The 18428-nt window shown below is 70.0% G+C and carries 9 protein-coding genes; 3 read left to right on the top strand and 6 right to left on the bottom strand.

Annotated elements, in window-relative coordinates; genetic code table 11:
• Nucleotides 1-14 precede the first annotated feature (14 nt).
• Together POL67_RS25165 and POL67_RS25170 are read right to left on the bottom strand one after the other, a co-directional pair.
• Nucleotides 15-1556, bottom strand: a complete 1542-nt coding sequence (locus tag POL67_RS25165; RefSeq protein ID WP_271921401.1) for an FG-GAP repeat domain-containing protein — start codon at nucleotides 1554-1556, stop codon at nucleotides 15-17.
• An 82-nt stretch (nucleotides 1557-1638) separates the two neighbouring features.
• Entirely contained in the window at nucleotides 1639-5412 is a 3774-nt protein-coding gene (locus tag POL67_RS25170; RefSeq protein ID WP_271921403.1) for a serine/threonine-protein kinase, read from the bottom strand.
• Nucleotides 5413-5641: 229 nt separating this feature from the next.
• Here POL67_RS25170 and POL67_RS25175 point away from each other — a divergent pair, with 229 nt between their 5' ends.
• Complete coding sequence (locus tag POL67_RS25175; protein ID WP_271921406.1) at nucleotides 5642-7477, top strand: sigma 54-interacting transcriptional regulator; 1836 nt, start codon at nucleotides 5642-5644, stop codon at nucleotides 7475-7477.
• Here the strand turns inward: POL67_RS25175 and POL67_RS25180 are convergent.
• Nucleotides 7389-8216, bottom strand: coding sequence for a sensor histidine kinase (locus tag POL67_RS25180; RefSeq protein ID WP_271921409.1), 828 nt, complete (start codon nucleotides 8214-8216; stop codon nucleotides 7389-7391). The genes POL67_RS25175 and POL67_RS25180 overlap by 89 nt on opposite strands.
• Before the next feature lie 389 nt (nucleotides 8217-8605).
• Here POL67_RS25180 and POL67_RS25185 point away from each other — a divergent pair, with 389 nt between their 5' ends.
• Together POL67_RS25185 and POL67_RS25190 are read left to right on the top strand one after the other, a co-directional pair.
• Nucleotides 8606-9397, top strand: coding sequence for a hypothetical protein (locus POL67_RS25185; RefSeq protein ID WP_271921412.1), 792 nt, complete (start codon nucleotides 8606-8608; stop codon nucleotides 9395-9397).
• A 102-nt stretch (nucleotides 9398-9499) separates the two neighbouring features.
• On the top strand, nucleotides 9500-12925 hold the full coding sequence (locus POL67_RS25190; protein ID WP_271921414.1) for a serine/threonine-protein kinase: 3426 nt from the start codon (nucleotides 9500-9502) through the stop codon (nucleotides 12923-12925).
• A 3-nt stretch (nucleotides 12926-12928) separates the two neighbouring features.
• Here POL67_RS25190 and POL67_RS25195 read toward each other — a convergent pair whose 3' ends face one another.
• The 3 genes from POL67_RS25195 to POL67_RS25205 are packed head-to-tail and all read right to left on the bottom strand — an operon-like array spanning nucleotide 12929 to nucleotide 18242.
• Nucleotides 12929-15496, bottom strand: coding sequence for a cytochrome P450 (locus tag POL67_RS25195; protein WP_271921416.1), 2568 nt, complete (start codon nucleotides 15494-15496; stop codon nucleotides 12929-12931).
• Nucleotides 15493-16218 (bottom strand): hypothetical protein, encoded by a 726-nt coding sequence (locus POL67_RS25200; protein WP_271921418.1) that lies wholly within the window; start codon nucleotides 16216-16218, stop codon nucleotides 15493-15495. Before POL67_RS25200 ends, POL67_RS25195 begins: the two co-directional genes overlap by 4 nt.
• Nucleotides 16219-16265: 47 nt before the next feature.
• On the bottom strand, nucleotides 16266-18242 hold the full coding sequence (locus POL67_RS25205; RefSeq protein WP_271921420.1) for a patatin-like phospholipase family protein: 1977 nt from the start codon (nucleotides 18240-18242) through the stop codon (nucleotides 16266-16268).
• Nucleotides 18243-18428: the final 186 nt, after the last annotated feature.

Consider the following 18428-nt stretch of genomic DNA (forward strand, 5'->3'; position numbering starts at 1 on the left):
GAAGAAGCGAACCGTCAGCGCGCGTGATGGTAAAAGACGTAATTGGAATCCATGGTGCTCGCGAGGGCGATGTCCGGCGCCGGCGAATGCGTGTAGCGGACGCGGATCCGCTCCCCGGGCGAGAGGCGCCGCGCGAAGGAGATCCAGTTGTCGCCGGGGACCACGACATACGCGCCGCGACCGAGGAGAGCGCCGTCGCGGCGTACGTCGAGGATCTCCTCGACGTGCTGCGCCGAGAGCGTCAAGCCCGCCTGCGGCTTTTCGATGGCGAAGGACTCGACAGCCTCGGTGAACCCGCTCCGATCGAGATCCGCCACGGCAATCGCCTCGCCGACGCCGCATGTGCTGGACGACCACGCGGGGCTCGTTTCGAAGGCACGCGACGTCCCCAGGAACAGCAAGAGCGGCGCGCCATACCCGTAAAACTGCGGACCCCACCGGCTCGCGAGGAGATCGAGCGCGCCGTCGCCGTTCACGTCCGCGAGGCGGACGCCCGCGCCCCAGCCCGAGGTGTCCGAGGTCCAGATGGGATCGGCGCTGGAAAAAGGCCAGTAGGCCATCAGGCGCGAATCGCTGCCCATGCCGCTCGCGCAGCTCTCGGGCGGGGGCAGACTCGGGTAGAGGTTGCCCACGTAGGCACGGGGCGTCTCCGGCGGGCGCGCCGGCGCGAGGTCGTCGGGCGGAACGATGTCCTTGTAATGGTCGTTGTAGAACGTGACGATCCCCTGGCGACCGCCGATCGTCCCCACGTCGACGAAGAGCGGAAGGCCGCGCTCGACGCGAGCGGTCCAGGAGGCGACCGTGCCGAGGTTGACCTTGCCGTCCTCGCCCCGCGCCCCCCGATACACCGGGAGCCCCCGCGCGGCGACGAGGAGATCGAGGAATCCGTCGCCGTCGATGTCCGCGAATTTCGGGGTGAGCGCGTGCATGCGCGCGCGGGATGTCCATGCGGGCCTACGCGACAGCTTGCCTCCGTCGTTTGCATAGATCCGCACGCGCCCAGGCTCGGGTTTGGGCTCGAGGTCGGGCTCGGTGCTGGGCTCGAAGGCCACGCCGACGGCGAGATCGAGGTCGCCGTCGCCGTCGTAATCGCCGAGCGCGGCGCCGAAGCTCGAAAACGTATCCTCCGTGCGAAAGCTGGGCGTCCGTTCGAGGGTGCCGCCGCGATTGAAGTAGACCTTCGCGTACCCCCGCGTATCCGCGTCGATCCAGGGGCCCACCGTGACCGCGACGTCGACGAATCCGTCGAGATCGATGTCGCCCACGGCGACGCCCGCATGAAAATCCTCGTCGTCAGAGGACCAGCTCGGCTCGCTCGGGAAGCCGCCCCGGCCGTCGTTCCGATACACGGTCACGGGGCGCCGCGCCAGGTCGTTTCCATTGGCGACGACGAGATCCTTGAACCCGTCGCCGTCGATGTCCGCGAGGGCGGCCCCGAGGGAGTGCATGTTCGTGTCGGCGGAGCGATACCCCGGCTCCGCTGGATAAGGAGGCGCGGCCCGCGGAGGTCTCTGCGTGACGTCGCCGCCAGGCGGTGGCCCGGAAGGAGCCGTCACGAAGAGCGCTCCGACGAGCGAGAAGCACACCAATCCTACCCCGATCCTGGTCGCGGTGCCCCATCCCATCGCTTTCGCTCCCTCATTGCGGTGGTTCGAACCCAAGGCCGGGCGCGAAGATCGCGGCCCAGCGTTCGGGCCGCCGTACACCTCGTTGCTCCATGACCGTGTCGGCGACGGCCACGAGCGCGCCCCCGGATTCGCCGCCGGAGAGCTCGCCCTTGCGGCGACGCGCGCAGGCCGCGTGGAGCACCATCTCGGCCCCGTCGAAGCCACGAATGGCGGCGTCGAGGTAGGCGAGGGCCTCGACTTCCTGCCCGCGGAGCCGCGCCACGGCGGCCCGGAGCAAGGCCGCGGAGGGAGGGGCGTCGGCGCGAATCTCACGTTCGAGCCGCGACGCGATGCGCTCGGCTTCACGCGCGAGCCGCGCGCGAAGGCGCGGGGGAGCCTCCGCCGCGGTGGCGATCGCGGTGCGCGCGCGGAGGAACAGCATGTCGATCCGGGAAGGTTGCACGCGGAGCTGTTGCGATCGGACAATCGCGCCCCACGCGTGGAGGACGCGCGTCCGCGCCATTGCGGCGTGGCCTTCGTAGAGATCCGCGTAGGCCTCGATGCGGAGCGCGTACATGTGCTGCACGTGCATGCCGCCGCGGGTCCAGGACGCGACGCCCTCGCGCACACGGCGGCGCGCCTCCTCGACGTCGTCGGCGGCGATTCTCGTCACCGCGGACGCGCTGGAAGCGCTGATGGCGGCGAAAAGATTGCCGAGCGACGTGGCCTCGTGGTGCCAGGCCGCGGTGCGATCCGCGAGCTCCTGCAGGCGTCCCATGGCGTCGAGGGCGATGACGGCGACGACGTGCGCCATGTTCTGGTATTTCGCGAGGTCGAGCCTTCGGCTGCGGAGATGGCGGCCGATGGCGTCGTAACGCTCCAAGGCCTCTCGCCAGCGCCCCTCGATCATGGTGGTCGCGGCGCCGTACATGGAGACGGTCTCCATGACGTCCGGATCACCTGCGTCATTCGCGATTTCCGCCGCCCGAGCGAGGAGGCGCGCCCCCTCGGCCACCGCGGTCGGCCCTCCCTGCAAGAGCGACAATTGCGCATACGTGCCGAGCGCCTGGGCGATCCGTGAAGGTTCGCCGGCGTCGAGCGCGAGACCGAGTCCGCGTATCAAAAACGCGCACGATCGCAGCGGATCGACGTCCGTCAGGGCCATGCTCACCGCCATGCAAACGTCGATCCGAGCGAGCGCGGCCGGAGCGATGTCGGCGGCGGCGCGAGGCTGGAAATGCGTTCCGCGGCGCCTGATTCGAAGGATGCCTTTGAGGGCCATCATGGCAACGCTGGCCGTCGTCCTGGGCGGACGCAGGCCGAGCCCGGAGAGGAACGTCGCGAGGACACGGTTGCCCTCGTCCAGGTGCCCGCCGACGAAGAGCTGCTCGATCGCGCGACGTCGTAGGTCGAGAGCCTCCGCGGGCGAGGCGCCGTCGGCGCATTCCAGGTAGAGCTCCGCCGCTTCCCGGCACCGGCCCGCATTCGCCAGGGCGTGGGCCCGACGGACCTTGAGCTCGTGGGTCGTCTCCGGGGTATCTGCGGGCCCGCCGCGCCCCCAGTCGATCGCGAGCGCGTAGAGCTCGGCCGCGTGGGCGAAGGCCAGCGCGTCGCTCGCCCGGTCGGCCGCAGCGATCGCGTAATGCGCCGCCTTGTATCTCTCTCCGGCACTCTGGAAATGCATCGCGAGCTCCTCCGGTTCGACCTCGGGCGACATCTCCAGCACGGAAGCCAGGCGCTCATGCCGCGCGGCGAGCGCCTCGACGTCGAGCGCGGCGAGGATCGCATCGCGAAGACGTTCATGGGAGACCTCGCAGCCAGGGCGCTCATGCACGCTGCATACCCTGAGCAATCCCGCCGACCGTAACGGCGTCAGAGAAGCAAGCGCTTCGTCGGCGAGCTCGGCCGCCGCGAATGCGATGTCTTGTTCGAGCGGGCGACCGGCGACCGCCACGATTTCGAGAAGCCGCCTCGACGGCGCCGGGGCCGCGTTGAGCCGCTCGCGCATCGCCTCGCGCAAATCCACCCGCGGCGCGGCGCGTGGGCCCGCCGCGCGGACGTGCCGCGCGAGCTCCTCGATCGAGAAGGGATTGCCCTCGGATTCACGCACGATCGCGCCCGCCGTCGCCTCGTCCGCCGAGGGCCCGAGGTGATCCCGCGCGAGCGCGAGCGAGAGCTCCTGCGTCAAGGGGCCGAGGTCGACGTCGTGGAGGCGGATCCTGCCTCCCGCCGCGGCGACGAGTTGCCCGAAGCGCGCCACGAAGACGCTCCGAAAGGCCTCGTCGTCACTGCGTTGGCAGGCGAGCAAGAGCATCGGCGGCGCGTCGGGGGGCGCGAGGAGCTCGAAGAGGAGCTCGGCGCTGTCGACGTCGCCCCATTGCAGGTCGTCGATGCAGAGCACGAGCGGGCCACGCGCGGCGAGGCGCCGGAGGAGGTCCTTGAGCGCCTGAAAAGCTCGAAGACGCGCCCTCGGCGGATCGAGGGCCTCTGCTCGATCCTCCAGCGGGGCGGGGTCGATGAGCCCGAGCACGGGGAAGATTCGCTCGAGGTCGTGCAGATTCGGGGGGACGAGCGCCCCCGCTTCCTCCGGCGGAAGACTTTTTATGTGACGCGCGAGCGCGTCCACGAGGCTATCGAGCGCCTTGTACGGCACCGATTCGCGGTCGTGACAGCGACCCCGGAGGACGAGGACGCCCTCCCAGCGACGGAGGGCCGCGAGGAACGACGACACGAGCGCGCTTTTGCCCACGCCAGACGCGCCCGAGAGGCGGACGAGCACGGCGCGGCCTGCCGTGCTCTCCCGGAATGCCTCGAAGAGCGCCGCCATTTCGCGCTCACGCCCGACGAGCGCGTGCCTTTGCCGGCTCTCGACGAGCCGAGGAAACGCGACCTCGGCAGGCACCTCCGCCACCTGGAGCCGCGCGGAGATCTCCTCGTCCGACGGCCGCATCCGGGGATCGCTGCGCAAGAGCGCGAGGCAGAGCGCTTCGAGGTCCTCGGGCACGTGCTCGGCGACGAGCGAGGGGGGCAACGGGCGGGTCGTGAGCTTCCCATAGAGGACGTCCTCCACGCTGCCCTCGAACGGGAGCTGCCCGGAGAGCGCCTCGTAAAGCATCACGCCGACGCTGTACCAATCGCTGGCGCGGCTCCCCGGCTCTCCCAGGATCTGCTCGGGCGCCATGTACGCGGGCGTGCCGACGATGCTCTCGTGCAGGGTCGAGAGAGCACCGGACGGCAAAGGCGAGAGGTCCCGCGCGAGCCCGAAATCGAGGATCACGACCCGGCCCGCCTTCGTGAGGAGCACATTCGACGGCTTCAGATCCAGGTGCAATACGTCGGCGGCGTGGAGCGCGCGCACGCCTCGCACGAGGCGGGAGAACACGAACCGGAGCCGCCCCACGTCGAGCGGGCGCATCGCCGCGCGCAGGGCGGCCCGCTCCTCGACGTCGCGGGCCGGCTTGCGCCGCACGAACGACGCGGAGAGGTCGCCCGTGCGGCCCGGGACGAAGCTGCTCAGCAAATGTTCGCCTTCGACGAACTCCATCGAGAGCAGCCAGCGGCCCTCGTCGTAGATGAGCTCGTGGAGCATCACGAGGTTCGGGTGCGTGATGTCCGCGAGCACGCGGAACTCCTGCTTGAAGCGGAGCAGCGCCGCCGCGTCGTCCTGGTAAAGGACCTTGAGCGCGATGCGCGCGCCGTACCGGAGGTCGATCGCCTCGTACACGACGCCGAACCCGCCGGCGCCGAGGCGGCGCAGGATCGAGAATCGTTCGCTCGATTCGTTCTCTTTGCGTGGAACGGCCATGATGTCTGCGATGGAACGCCGCGGCCTCATGGAGCCGGGGAGGTCGTTCCGCATCCGGCAGGACCCGCGAATTCACGCGGCCACGTCGGCCGGCCCGGCGCCCGAACTTCGCCCATCGACCCTCGCGCGGCGATCGACAAGATTGTTGGATAACAACATGGGCTCACGCGCAGCGCAAATTACGGAAACCATCCCTCTCCCGCCGGGCGGACGCGAGGTGGGCGCGTCCATGAGGCAGGCGCGCACTTGGCCGACCTTGCTCGTCTATCATCGTGATGGAACGGAGCTCGTCGAGCTCCGGCCCGGCGCCCGGCAGGTCATCGGGCGGACGTCCCCGTCCGATGTGCAAATCGACGACGATAGTTTGTCGCGTCAGCACGCTTGTTTCACGCTCCTCGAAAACGGGGGGGTGCGCGTCGAGGATCTCGGCTCGCTGAACGGCACGTGGGTGCAGGGCGAGCGGGTCACGGACGGCGTGGCGCGGATCGGCGACGAGGTGATGCTCGGACGCGTGATCATCACGATCGAGGAGCGCGCGCCGGAGGCGAGCCTCTTGCCCGGTCTTTCGAGCTACGAGCGGCTGCGGAGCACGCTCGAAGAAGAGGTCGTCCGGGCGCGGTTCTTCGGGCGCAGCGCCGCGATCCTGATGGTACGGGCGGGCGGCCGCGAGAGCGCGCACGTGAGTCGATGGCTCGCGCGCGTGGAAGCGGAGCTGCGCCCCATCGACAAGGTGGGCCTGTACAGCCTCGACGCCGTGACCGTCCTCCTGCCGGAAGCGACGCTCAGCGCCGCCTGCGACATCGCGCAGAGGATCAGCGAGCCGAAGGAGGGAGGCCCCACGTTGCTCGTCGGCGTGGCCGCCTCGCCCGAGACCGCGACGTCGGCCGAAAAGCTCCTCGAAGGCTGCCGCGCGGCCCTGCAACGCGCAGCGCCCGGGCGGCCCGTGCATGCGATGCCGGGCGGCCCGTGGACGGGGGGAGGTCCGTCGGGACAAGCCAATGCAGGCGAGCAGCCCGTGGTGGAGAGCGCGGCCATGCGCCAGGTCTTCATGACGGTCGCGCGGCTCGCTCGCTCCTCGATCCCGGTCCTTTTGCAGGGCGAGACGGGGACGGGCAAGGAGGTGATCGCGCGGGCGCTGCACGAGCAGAGCCCGCGGCACGCCCGGCCGATGATATGCGTGAACTGCGGCGCGATCCCGCAGCAGCTCGTCGAGAGCACGCTGTTCGGGTACGAGCGCGGCGCGTTCACCGGGGCCCTGCAGCAGCAAAAAGGCATCTTCGAGGCCGCGGAGGGCGGGACGGTGTTCCTCGACGAGGTCGGAGAGCTGCCGCTCGCGGCGCAGGCGGCGCTCCTGCGCGTGCTCGAGACGCGGCGCGTGGCGCGGGTGGGCTCGACGAAGGAAATCGACGTCGACGTGCGGCTCATCGCGGCGACCCACCGGGACCTCGAAGCCATGGCGGCGTCCGGCAGCTTTCGATTGGATCTCCTGTTCCGCCTGAACACGATGACGCTGGACATCCCGCCGCTCCGGGAGCGCGTGGAGGAAATCGAGCCGCTCGCGATGTGCTTCCTACAGATCGCCAACCAGGCGAACGAGCGCCGGATCCAGCGCATCCAGCCCGACGCGCTCGCCCTCCTGCGGAGTTATCCGTGGTCGGGCAACGTGAGGGAGCTGCGCAATGCGATCGAGCGGGCCGTGGTCATCGCGGAGGGGGATTCGATCTCGGTGCACGACCTGCCCGAGCGCGTCCGCGCGGCGGGGCGGATCAACGCGCACCATGCAAACGAGGTCCTCGTCGCGTCCGCGGAGCCCACCCCGGCGAACGACGCAGGCGGGCTCCGCACGCGCATGCAGAATTACGAGGCGCAGGTCATCGTGGAGGCGCTCCGAACGTCGCAGTGGAACCAGACGGAGGCGGCACGCCGTCTCGAAATGCCGCTCCGGACGCTGGTCCACCGCATGAAGGTGCTCGGCATCAAAAAGCTCGGGTTCGGGACGCCTGAGCCGCCCTCGCCACCGCACCCGTCCGACGAGGGCGGGAGCGACGACGACCTTCCCGTGTGAATCCGAGCGAGCGCGCGGCGTGGGGGGCGTGATCCCGCGCCCGCCGCGCCACGCCAGGATCGCTCGGGAGCTCGACGACGAACGTGGCGCCCTCGCCCGGCGCGCTCTCGACGCGAATCGAGCCGGCGTGCGCCTCCGCCGCCGCGCGTGCGATGTAGAGGCCGAGGCCGAGGCCGCCGAACCGCGACGGGGGGACCGCTCGTTCGAATCGCTCGAAGATGCGGGCCTGGTCCTCCTCGGCGATTCCAATGCCGTGATCCTTCACGAGGAGCCGGGCTCCGCCTTCCACCTGCGCGACGTCGATGGCCACGGGCCTGCCCTCGCCGTACACGAGCGCATTGCGGACGAGGTGCAGGACGAGCTGCTCGACGAGCATGCGGTCCCATTGCCCCCGCGGCGCGCCGGAGACCTGGATCGTGATGAGCGCGCGGACGTCCGGGCGCGGCTCCACGCGGTCGACGGTCTCGCCGACGAGCGCGGCGAGGTCGACGTCCTCGCACGCGAGCGGGAGGTCGCTCGCCACGATTTGCGTGGCGTGCAGGAGCTCGTCGCAAAGGAGGGCCAGCCGCCCGAGCTGGCGGTCGAAGGTCTCCACCATGCTCGGAATGCGCGCGGGCACCTCTTCCGGGTGTTGCGAGAGGAGGCGGCGAATGTGCTGCGCCTGAAGCCGGAGCGCGGTGACCGGGGTCAAGAGCTCATGGGAGGCGAGCGAGATGAACTCGTCACACGGCGCCCGCATGCAGGGCGGTGGTTGTCGTGCCTCGATGGGGGAGGCCGATCGGGCAGCGAGGGCTGGGGAGGGATGCCGAGCACACATGGTTGGACTCCTCGACGGTTTTCCCATGAGCATCGACCGTGCCATGGCCCGCGCCCTTTCCTTTGGCCGGATCCACGCGTGACGCGCATTCAAACGTGCCTGCTCGGCCGCTTGGGCCCTTGCGTGGTCAGGCAAGAACCGGGGGGCACCGCCGCCCGTTCGCCTCGGCGCGTGCCGCAGGGGGCCTCGAATTCCCAGCGAAGCGCGTCGATCTTCGAGCGCGCGGGGCGTGGATCGCGCCTTGCTCGGGCGCCTCCCGACCAGAACGCGTGATTCGCGCCCGAGCGGGCCGTCACGCGAAGGGAGCCTTCGTGCGTTTTTCATGCCGGACCGGGGCACGGCTCAGCGCCGTGCTCGCCCTCGCCACACACGCGCATGCAGCGTCCGCCGAAGCGGACCGGGGCAGGGCTTCCAAGACCGAGCGCGCGGCGCCCTCCAAGAAGCCCCCTGCGGGGAGTTTTCTGCTTTTTCCCCCCGGGGTGGTCGTTCCTTATGCCTCCACCTCGATCGACGGCGCCCCCTCGGGCGAGCGCCAGATCGACCTCGGGCTCGGCGTCGTGTGGGGCGCCGCGGACGACCTTCAAATCGAGGCGCACCTCGGGCCGATTCATCTCGGCCCGGCGCAGGGCCAGGGTCCGCATCGCCTCGTCCTCACGCGCGGGTTCCTGCACACGAGGCGGTTCGAGCTCGGCGGCAGCCTCTCGATGTCGCTCGACACGAGCCCCCGAATCCCCGTGGTTTCCACGGTCCAGCCCGGCCTCGTGGCCGCGGCCGGCGCCGAGGAACGCCTCTGGTTCGACGCGGGCATCCACCTGCCCATTTCCACGGGCCCCGCGCCGCGCCTCGGACTGTCCCTCCCGATCCGCGCCCACGTGCCGCTGTCCCGCCGCGTCGAGGTGCGGCTCGACAGCGGGCTCGAAGTGAACCAGCTCGGAGAATCGGCGGCGGCCGTGCCGCTCGGCATTGCATTGCGGTACAGGGCCAGGCGTTTTTTCGTCTTGCCCTACGTCAGCGGGCCGCAGTTCTACACGCCAGCGACCGGGCGCGTGGATGCCGGCACGTTCAGCGCCGGCATCCTCGTGGGGATTCCGTTGAGGCGTTGAGGCCGGCCGATCGGCTGCTCCGTCTTCGAGCGGCCGGATGCCGTGCGGGTCTCCGGACCGGCGCGGGTTATACCCCCCCGAGGCGCGGATTATACTGCGGATATGTCCAAAGGGCAGGACGAGCCCGCGACGTTCGGACCCTACCGTGTCCGAGGCACCCTCGGGCGCGGGGGAATGGGGATCGTCTACTGGGGCGAGCACCGGGACACGGGGCAAGAGGTCGCCATCAAGACCGTCGAGGCGGCCTTTGGGCAGGTGATCGCCAGCATTCGCCGCGAAATTCACGCCCTCGGCCGCGTCCGCCACCCTGGCATCGTGCAGATCCTCGCCCAGGGCGTGGACGACGGGCGGCCGTGGTATGCCATGGAGCTGCTCCGCGGACGCACCTTGCGCGCGCTCATCGAGGCGCGGCGCCCCGACGAGCCCCTGTCGCACGAGGAGCTCGCGACGATCTGCGGCGTCATGCGCCGCCTCTGCGAGGCGCTGTCGTGCCTGCACGGCGCCGAGTTCGTCCACCGCGACCTCAAGCCGGAGAACATTTTTCTTCGCGACGACGGCGCCCCGGTGCTCGTCGATTTCGGGATCGCCGCCAGGTTCTCCGGAGCGAGCGGGCGCGACGCGCTCGAAACGGGCGTCGTGACGGGCAGCCCGCCTTATATGTCGCCCGAGCAGATCCGCGGCGACCTGGTGGACGCGCGGAGTGATCTGTATGCGCTCGGCTGCATCCTGCACGAATGCCTGACCGGCCATCCGCCGTTCGAGGGGCCCACGCCCCGCGACGTGATCGGAAAGCACCTCGGCGAGGTTCCGGCTCCGCCCTCGGCGAGCGTGCCCGGCATTCCCGCGGCGCTCGATCGCCTGGTCCTCGCGCTCCTCGCCAAACGACCGCAGGATCGAATGGGGTATGCCGAGGACGTGGCGGCCGCGCTCGCGGCCTTCGCGCCCGCCGAGGCCACGCGCCGGTGCTGGGCCGAGCCTTATCTCTACCGGCCGAGCTTCATCGGCCGGCACGACGTCGTCTGGAAGCTGCAAGCGCACCTCGGCGCCGCGCGGGGCGGGGAGGGGCGGAGCGTGTTCATCGGCGGCGAGAGCGGCATCGGCAAGACACGCCTCGTCGCCCAGATCGCGAGCCTCGCCCTGCGGGCGGGCTTTTCCGTCGTGAGCGGCGAATGCGTCGCGTTCGGCGCGCACGGGGCCGGCGCGGCGCCGCTCCATCCATTTCGCCCGCTCTTGCTCGCCATCGCCGACCATTGCCGGCACGCGGGCACCGCCGAGACGGCGCGTATCCTGGGCGAGCGCGCGACCATGCTCGCCGCCTACGAGCCCACGCTCGCCGCGCTCGCGCCCGCGAAGACCGCGGCCGAGCCGCTGTCGATCTTGCCCTCGCGGGCGGCCCGCCAGCGGGTCGTCGCCGGCCTGACCGAGACGCTGCTCGCCTATGCCGAGACCGAACCGCTGCTTCTGGCGATCGATGACCTGCAATGGGCGGACGAGCTCTCTCTGCGATTCTTGCGGGACCTCGTGTTCACGCCGCTCGTGGGCCGGCGCATGCTCGTGGTGGGGACGTACCGCACGGACGAGGTGGGCGAGGCGCTCGCGGGCCTGCTCGCGGCGCCCGGCGTGAGCCGTGTCGAGCTCGGCGCGCTCGATCCGGCGAGCACGCGGCAGGTCGCCCGCGACATGCTCGCGCTCCCCGAGATGCCTCAGGCCTTCCTCGATTTCTTGGCCGACGCGTCCGACGGAAATCCGTTTTTCCTGGCTGAATATTTGCGCACCGCCCTGTCCGAGGGGCTCGTGTACCGGGACGCTGGCGGCGTGTTCCGTATCGCCGCGCGGGGCCAGGATCCGAGCGCCGTGCGCGCCGCGCTCCGTTTGCCGCGGTCGCTCGCGGGCCTCATCGAGCGGCACCTCGCCGGGCTCGACGCGCCGAGCCGCAGGCTCGCCCGGCTCTCCGCGACGATCGGGCGCGAGGTGGACGAGGAGGTGCTCCGTCGCGCCGCGGGCCTGCCCGAGGCCACGCTGATGGACGCGCTCGGCAGTCTGCGCCACGCCTATGTGCTCGAAGACGGCGGCGGCGGGCGGCTCCGGTTCCTTCATGAAAAACTCCGCGAGCGCGCCTACGCCGAGATCCCCGAGGACGAGCGGAGGGACGCACACGCGCGCGTGGGGCAGGCCCTGGAGGAGGTGTTTCCGGACGATCAGCGGGTGGATCACGTCGAGGCGCTCGCGTACCATTATGGCCAGAGCGGGCAGATCGAGCGAGCGGCGTATTATGCCGAGGAGGCCGCGGCGAAGGCGGCGCGCGCGTATGCGCTCGACGACGCACGACGGCGGTACGGCGACGCGCTCGCGCTCCTCGAACAACTCCCGCAGACGGAGGACGTGTCGCGGCGGCGCGTGAACGCCACGGTACGCTGGGCCGAGGCGTGCTTGTACGAGCCGTCGCTCCGACAGATCGAGGTGCTCGCGGACGCGCGGGAGATCGCGGCTCGGATCGGGGACGCCGGCGGGGTGGTGCGTTGCGATTACTGGGCGAGCTGGATCGCGTATGCGATCGGCGATCACGCGGGGGCCATCCGGATCTCGGAGCGAGCGATCGACGAGGCCCGCGCGCTCGGCGATCACAAGCACCTCTACCAGCTCGTGCTCAACCTGGGGCAAAACTATGCCGCGGCCGGCGCGTACGACGAGGCCCTCGCTTCGATCCGCCAAGGCATTTCGATGAAGGAGCAATCGCCCTGGGGCGGGCGGACCGCGGGGTGCGCGTACGGCTACGGATACCTGGGCATGATTCACGGCGATCGAGGCGAATTCGCGGAGGCGCACGCCTACCTCGACACGGCGCTCGTCATCACCGCCGAGCTCGGGCGCCGCTCGCTCGAGGATTCGGTGCTCGTGCAGCGCGCGATGGTCGAGGGGTGGCAAGGCGCCTTCGAGGCGTGCGCGGCGACGGCGACGCGCGCGCGGACGCTCGCCGAGAGCCTGGGCGCTCCGTACGTCGCGGCCATGAGCAAGACCGCCGAGGGCCTTTCTCTCTTTTCGCTGGGCAAGCGGGAAGACGGGCTCGCGCTCCTGCAGGAAGCGGTGCAATGGATCGAGGCCACGGGGACCCGGCTCAATGTCTCGTGGAGTTATGGCGCGCTGGCCGAGGCGCTCGCGCTTTCGGGGCGGGCCGAGGAGGCGACGACGTATGCGCGCGCGGCGCTCGCGCGGGCCGAGGCGGGGGATCGCATCGGGCTCTCGACGGCGCACCGGGCGCTCGCGCTCGCGACGCGCGGGGACGCGGCGCGCGAGCACCTCGATGCGGCCCTCAAAACGGCGCGCCAGAAGAAATCACCACGCGAGGAGGCGCTCGCCCACCTCTGCGCGGCGAGGGTGTTTCACGACGCGGGGACGCCCGCCACGGCGCACGAGGAAGCGGCCGCGGCGCTCGCCGCGTTCGAGGCCATGGGAATGGCCGGGTTCGCCGAAGAGGCGCGCGCGCTCCTCGGCTCGGTCGCCCTTTCGGGGAGCACGCGCGCGGCATGAGGTTCAGGCCCCCAGGGCGAGCAGCGGGGCCGCGATTTCTGCCATCAGCGGGCCGGCCAGGAATCGCCCAATACAAGCGTGGGATCCGTGGCCGAAGAGGAGGGAATGCTCGTCCGGGCGGCCCGGCTGGAAGGCCTCGGGGTGTTCGAGGGCCTCCTCGTCGGCCATGGCCGAGGCGAGCGAGACGATGACCCGGCTGCCTTTTCCGATCCGGGTCGCGCGGGGCGTCCCCGCGGCGAGCTCGCAATCGGTCATGGCGGTCCTGTAGAGCAACGACGGATAGGGGTCGAACCGCGCGGCTTCGAGCAGGATGTCTTTCAGCCGCTCCATGTCCCGCTTCGCCGCGGCCTCGCGCGCTTGCTCGGCGGCCTCTCGCGCCCCTTGGAGGTACGCCAGGGCATGAAGGAGGGTCATCGCCGTCGGCACGATCGTCCCGGAGACGAGCCCGCCCAGGGTTCGACGAATGCCAGCGCGGTCGAGCCCATGCGCCGCGGGCAGCGCGAGGAGCCGGCCGAGCACGTCGTCGCCCGCGGAGGTTCCGGTAGCGATCGCCATCTCCCGCGCGCGCAGGAGCTCGTCGAGGTACTGCTGGAACGCAATGCCGGCCGCGGCGCCGGCGGCCGCGCGCTCGTCGCTCGGGAGCGGGAAAAAGATGTAGGCCGACGCCACGCTGAGCCATAGGAACAGGTCCTCGTCGGACGGACCGGGGACGCCGAAGTATTCGCCCGCCGTCCGCACCACCGAGGCGATGACGATCTGGGGAACGAAGTCCGGCTCGCCATGCGCGCGTTTTTTTGCGAGGTCGAGCAGCACGTGCGTGACGAAGCGGGCGCGCTCGAGCACGCGGGGCAGATCCCGCGGCCGGATGACGAGGCGCGCGATCGACGCCTCGCGCTTGTGGCGTTCGCCGTCGAAGCCCAGGAAAAACGGCCCGACGGTGGCCGCCATGCGGGCGTCGTATTCCTGGACCGAGAAGATCTCGGGTTTGGCGAGGACCTCCTGCACGTCCCGCCACCGCGACACGAGCACGCCATGCGGCGTCTCGAAGATCGGCGCTTGCTTGCGCAGCGCGCGCCAGTTGTTCGCGGTGTCGCAGAACGGCCGCCGCGCGGTCACCGGGTCCAGGAGGCAGGCCTCGACGCAATCCTTTTTGTCCTCGTCGTTTTGCGCGAGCGCATATTTGGGGAGGAATTTTTCGATGGGCTGGGTCTCAGGTTGGACCACGTTCACGAGGTAGCGGAGCGCGTTGATGCCGGGCACGAAGAAATACGCGCCGCCCCGCGCCCGCACGAAGCTCGGCAGCCCGCAGAGCGTATGAACGGAGGCAAGCTCGCCGTTCGGGCCGGCCACGGGCACGGTAAAGGTCCCTTGGGAGAACGAGGAGCCGACGACGGGGTCGTGGACCGTGCTCGGCTCGCCGCTGACGTTGCCGTTGTTCAGCCATTGCTGCACGATCTCGAACTGGAGCGAGAGCGATGCGCAATAGGCGATGAAGATGAGCCCTCGATCCACGTGGTCCTCGTCCTGGCCCTCCGGCAGCGGCGGGCCATACGCCATCCCGCGTCGGAGGAGCCGGTGCGTGCCGACCGCGGTGCGCCTCGCAATGGGCCTGGCGTCGCGCGGGTTGGCGCGCCGGATGTGCGCGCCGAACGGGCAGCGGAGGCCCTGCGGATCCTCGGTCCGGTAGGCGAAATCGTCACGCCGCTCGGGTGGCGTGTTCGGTTCGTCCTTTTCGGGGGCGAGCACCAGCGGCACGCCGCTCCGCCAGCGCCCCATGAGCTTCGCGGCGACGAGCTCCGCGTCCATGCCCAGCATCGCCGCGTTTTCCGCGACGAACCGGCGGAACCCGGGGACGTCCTGGCGCAACTTGCGCAAGGCGAGGTACGTGCCATTGCGGCGCAGCTCCTTCGGGCTCGGTCGGGAGGCGACAGCGCCGAAATCGTCGGGGTGATCGAGCAGGAACGCGCCGGGTTCGAGCACACGCCCCGGGGGCGCGCCGCTCCCGTCGCCGGCCACGCTCGGGTTGCTGCCGCCGTCGGCAAACCCGAAATGCTCCCGCCCGCCCTCGAGCCCCGCCGCCGTCTGCACGTGGAGAATACGCGTCCGCGTGGCCTCGACCTCGGCGCAGAGCTCGTTTGCCCGTGCGTCCGCCTCGGCCTGGCTGCGCGCGTAAACGATGGCCATCGCGTGCAGGGGCGGCGCGCCATGGGGCAAGAGGTCCCAGCGCTCGGGCGCGTCTTCGCCGATGTCGCCGAGGAGCACCGCGCGCTTCGCCATTCCCTGGCGAAACTCCTCCGGGAAGCTGTCGAGCTCCTCGGCGGCGAGCCCCAGCGCTTCGAGCCCCTCGAACGTGAACGCGAGGTTCAGCGTGGAGGCAGGCCCCGGCGGCGCGGCGCGGGCCGTCGTGATGTCGGGGATCTTCGCGGCGATCCACCGCCGCCCGGCGGCGACATCCTCGAAATGCAGGAACACGAAGCGCGCGTGGCGCATGCCGAACGTCTTGCCGTAGGAGAGCAGGAGGTGGCCCTGCACGTCGTCGAGCTCGATCCTGGAATCGTCTTTCGTTCTCATGATTGTTCCCCTGACAGGGTCGCCATCACCTGCTCGAAATTGCGCTCGATGGGCTCGATCTCGGCCGGCGAGAAGAGGCGCTTCTCCCGGAGATCCCGGATGCTCGCGCGAACGTTGTCTCTGATCGACAGGAGGAAGCGGCGCTCGGCCTCCTCGTCGGCGGCGGAGACCCGCGCAAGCCCCCGCTCGAGCTCCGCGAACAGCGGTTCGATGTCGCCGCCGCAGCGGACCTTGCGCCGGAAGGCTTCGAATTGCGCATGCTGCGCCTTCCACCACCGGACGTCGACGACCGTCACCTCCGGGTTCGCCGCGTGGAATCGGTCGGCCTGCACCATGTGCCGCTTCACCCAGGCGACGAACCGCTCGAACTGCGCGGCCCCCGGGTACCCCTCGCAATGCATCCAGATGAGATCGAGGCCCCAGGCCATACGAACCGAAAAATCCTTCAGGTACGGCTCGAGCTCACCCACGAACATCGAGACGAACAGGAGCCGCCGGCCGCTGTCGAGGATGGACCACTGGGCGAAATGCACGGTATCGATGATGTCGAGCACGGTCGGCCCCGTCGCTTTGCCATCCGAGGGCCCATGCAGGACCCCCTGGAGGCGCTCGACGTACCGGAGCGCGGGGAGCGAGGGGACGAAGCCCTGCAAGATCGGCGTGACGAGCACGAGCGATCGCACGCGCGAGGGCGGGGCGACGATGGGTTCCTTTTCACGCATGACGTCTCCTTGTTCATTCGTCCGGGCGACAATGCCCCCCGCAAAACTCATACTTCGGGCGTGAAGCGCAGCTTCCCCGCCGGGCTGAGCCTTCGCTCGGCGAAGAAAAACGCCTCGGTCGGGTGGCGCTGTCGCCAGGTCTCCTGGAGCTCGGACCACCGGGTCATCAGATCGACGAGCGCATCCATCCGCGCCCGGGCCTGGCGGAACCATTCCTCCTCGGATGGGCTCACGGCGCCGTACCACGGCTTGTCGCTGCGATACGCTTCTTGCTCCTTTTCGAGGAGCTCGTGGAGCTCCTGCCGGAGGCCACGCGGGGTAAAACGCTGGCAGAGGTGCCCGAGCTCGACCTCCATGCGCGACATCAGGAGCAGCGTGCGCACCCATCGATGCTGCGGGAAATCGAATCGTTCGAGAAAAAGGCGCCCCGCGGTGTCGCCCTTCTCGACGAGCCGCGCGATGGTCGCGAGGTTCATGTCCAGGTTGAGCCCGCCCTCGTTTTTTTCGAGGTAGACGTGGGCGACACGCTCGCGGTAGCCGGGCAGCGCCGCCTGGCTGTCGTCCCGGAAGCTCTGCGCCAGCTCGAAGACCGCCCATAAAAAATCCTTCATGTCGGTGATCTCGCGAAACGATGGGCTCGACGTGTGGCCGTCCCGCGGCTCGGGCAAGGACACGTCGTCGCCCTCCGCAGGGCGGCTCTCCTTCGAATGCGGCGCCTTCTCCCGCAGGTTGATCCCGAAGGTCGGAAAGCGGGGGAACCAGCTATCGAAGAAGTGGATCGGGAAGTTGATGCCGATGCCGCCGTCGCTGAACCAATGGCGCCGGAGCTCTCCCGACGCCTCGACGGTGTAGAGCGGCACCGCGCAGAGGAGCACGGGGAAGCTGAGGCTCATGCGCATCGCCACGACCACGGGCAAATGCTCGTCCATCGGAAAGACGTGGTAGCCGGGCGGGAGCGCGGCGCCCTCGGGCGCGGGCGCGGTGTCCACCATGAAGCGCACGACGCTCTCGGGGAAGAGGCGCCTCATTTCGTGTTCCTCGAAGACGAACGACCTGTCTTTTTTGATCGTCCCGTCGAGCTCCTCCTCGGGGACAGCGCGAGGCTGCCGGACGTTGAGGTCGGACGTGACCACCTTGAAGTGAATGCCTCTCGCATGAAGCATTCCCACGGTGAGGGGCCGATCGGTGGGCAGGCCGGCCATCTCCTGGAGGCCCGCGTGCATCCATGCGGTGAGCGGGACGTGGCCGGAGATCACGTCCCCCTCGGTGGATCCCGTGCACAGGCCGAATAGGCTCTTGCCCTCGTCGTCGTGGACGTGCCGGACGCTCGCGAGGAGCGAGCCCGCGATTCCACCGAGATAGGCGCCGGACACGAGGAAAACCCCGCAAAGGGACAAACCAAGGAGCAGGGGGAGCCACGAGAGCTCGCCCGCGCGTGGCGTCGGGAGATGGTGCAGGATGGACAGGAAGAGCGCCGCGGCCGGGACCACGACGACGAGGGAGACGAGCGCGCCGACGCACGCGCCCCACCGCCGCCCCCGCGTGTAGCCTTCACCGGGGCAAGCCGCGCAGATGGAATCGATATCTGCCTTTCGCATTTCAGCAAGGAGGCGCCGAGCGGGAGGGCGCATGCGTTTTTGCGCTCCGTCTGGCCGCTGCCGGTCACGCAGGCGCTTCGCGAGGAGGAGCACTTCGAAGATCGGGCGAGCCTGCGCGGTCGGCTGGAAGAGCCCCATCAAAAAACCCTCCCGGTCGAGGTCCTCTTGCATGCGCTCGAACCGGGCGAAGCCACCTCCGTCGGCGCGGCCATACTCGGCCGCCGCAGCGGCCGCGGCCGCGATGGCCCCGGCCGAGGCGCCGCCAATGCAACGGAAGCGGCGCTGCTTGGCGAGCCGGAGGACGGCCGACGGATACACGACGCCGCTCGTGACGCCGCCCTTCATGACGAGGTCGCACCGCGCGTCGTCGTCGTCCGGTACGCGTCGGTAGATCTCATTGCAATCGCTGCTTGTTCGATCGTTCATACCGCTTTCCCCACGCCTCACGCCGCAGGTGCAACCGTGAGGCCACGCGCGCCGCCGAGCGCCCCGGCGGCCGCGGCTTGCTCGAACGTCACGAGAAAAACGCCTGCCGCGTCGATCTCGTGGCGTTCGGTTCGGCCGGTGTTCGCGGGAGGGAGGCGGGCAGGGGAGGCGGGCAGCGGTGGCAGG

It is taken from the genome of Polyangium mundeleinium, from assembly GCF_028369105.1.
GTDB classification, from domain to species: Bacteria; Myxococcota_A; Polyangia; order Polyangiales; family Polyangiaceae; genus Polyangium; species Polyangium mundeleinium.

Bases quoted from the DNA above. Each gene is read 5' to 3' on its own strand.
- POL67_RS25195 (WP_271921416.1), bottom strand. From the start codon at position 15,496: ATGAGAACGAAAGACGATTCCAGGATCGAGCTCGACGACGTGCAGGGC.
- POL67_RS25205 (WP_271921420.1), bottom strand. From the start codon at position 18,242: ATGAACGATCGAACAAGCAGCGATTGCAATGAGATCTACCGACGCGTA.
- POL67_RS25190 (WP_271921414.1), top strand. From the start codon at position 9,500: ATGTCCAAAGGGCAGGACGAGCCCGCGACGTTCGGACCCTACCGTGTC.
- POL67_RS25180 (WP_271921409.1), bottom strand. From the start codon at position 8,216: ATGCGGGCGCCGTGTGACGAGTTCATCTCGCTCGCCTCCCATGAGCTC.
- POL67_RS25170 (WP_271921403.1), bottom strand. From the start codon at position 5,412: ATGGCCGTTCCACGCAAAGAGAACGAATCGAGCGAACGATTCTCGATC.
- POL67_RS25200 (WP_271921418.1), bottom strand. From the start codon at position 16,218: ATGCGTGAAAAGGAACCCATCGTCGCCCCGCCCTCGCGCGTGCGATCG.
- POL67_RS25175 (WP_271921406.1), top strand. From the start codon at position 5,642: ATGAGGCAGGCGCGCACTTGGCCGACCTTGCTCGTCTATCATCGTGAT.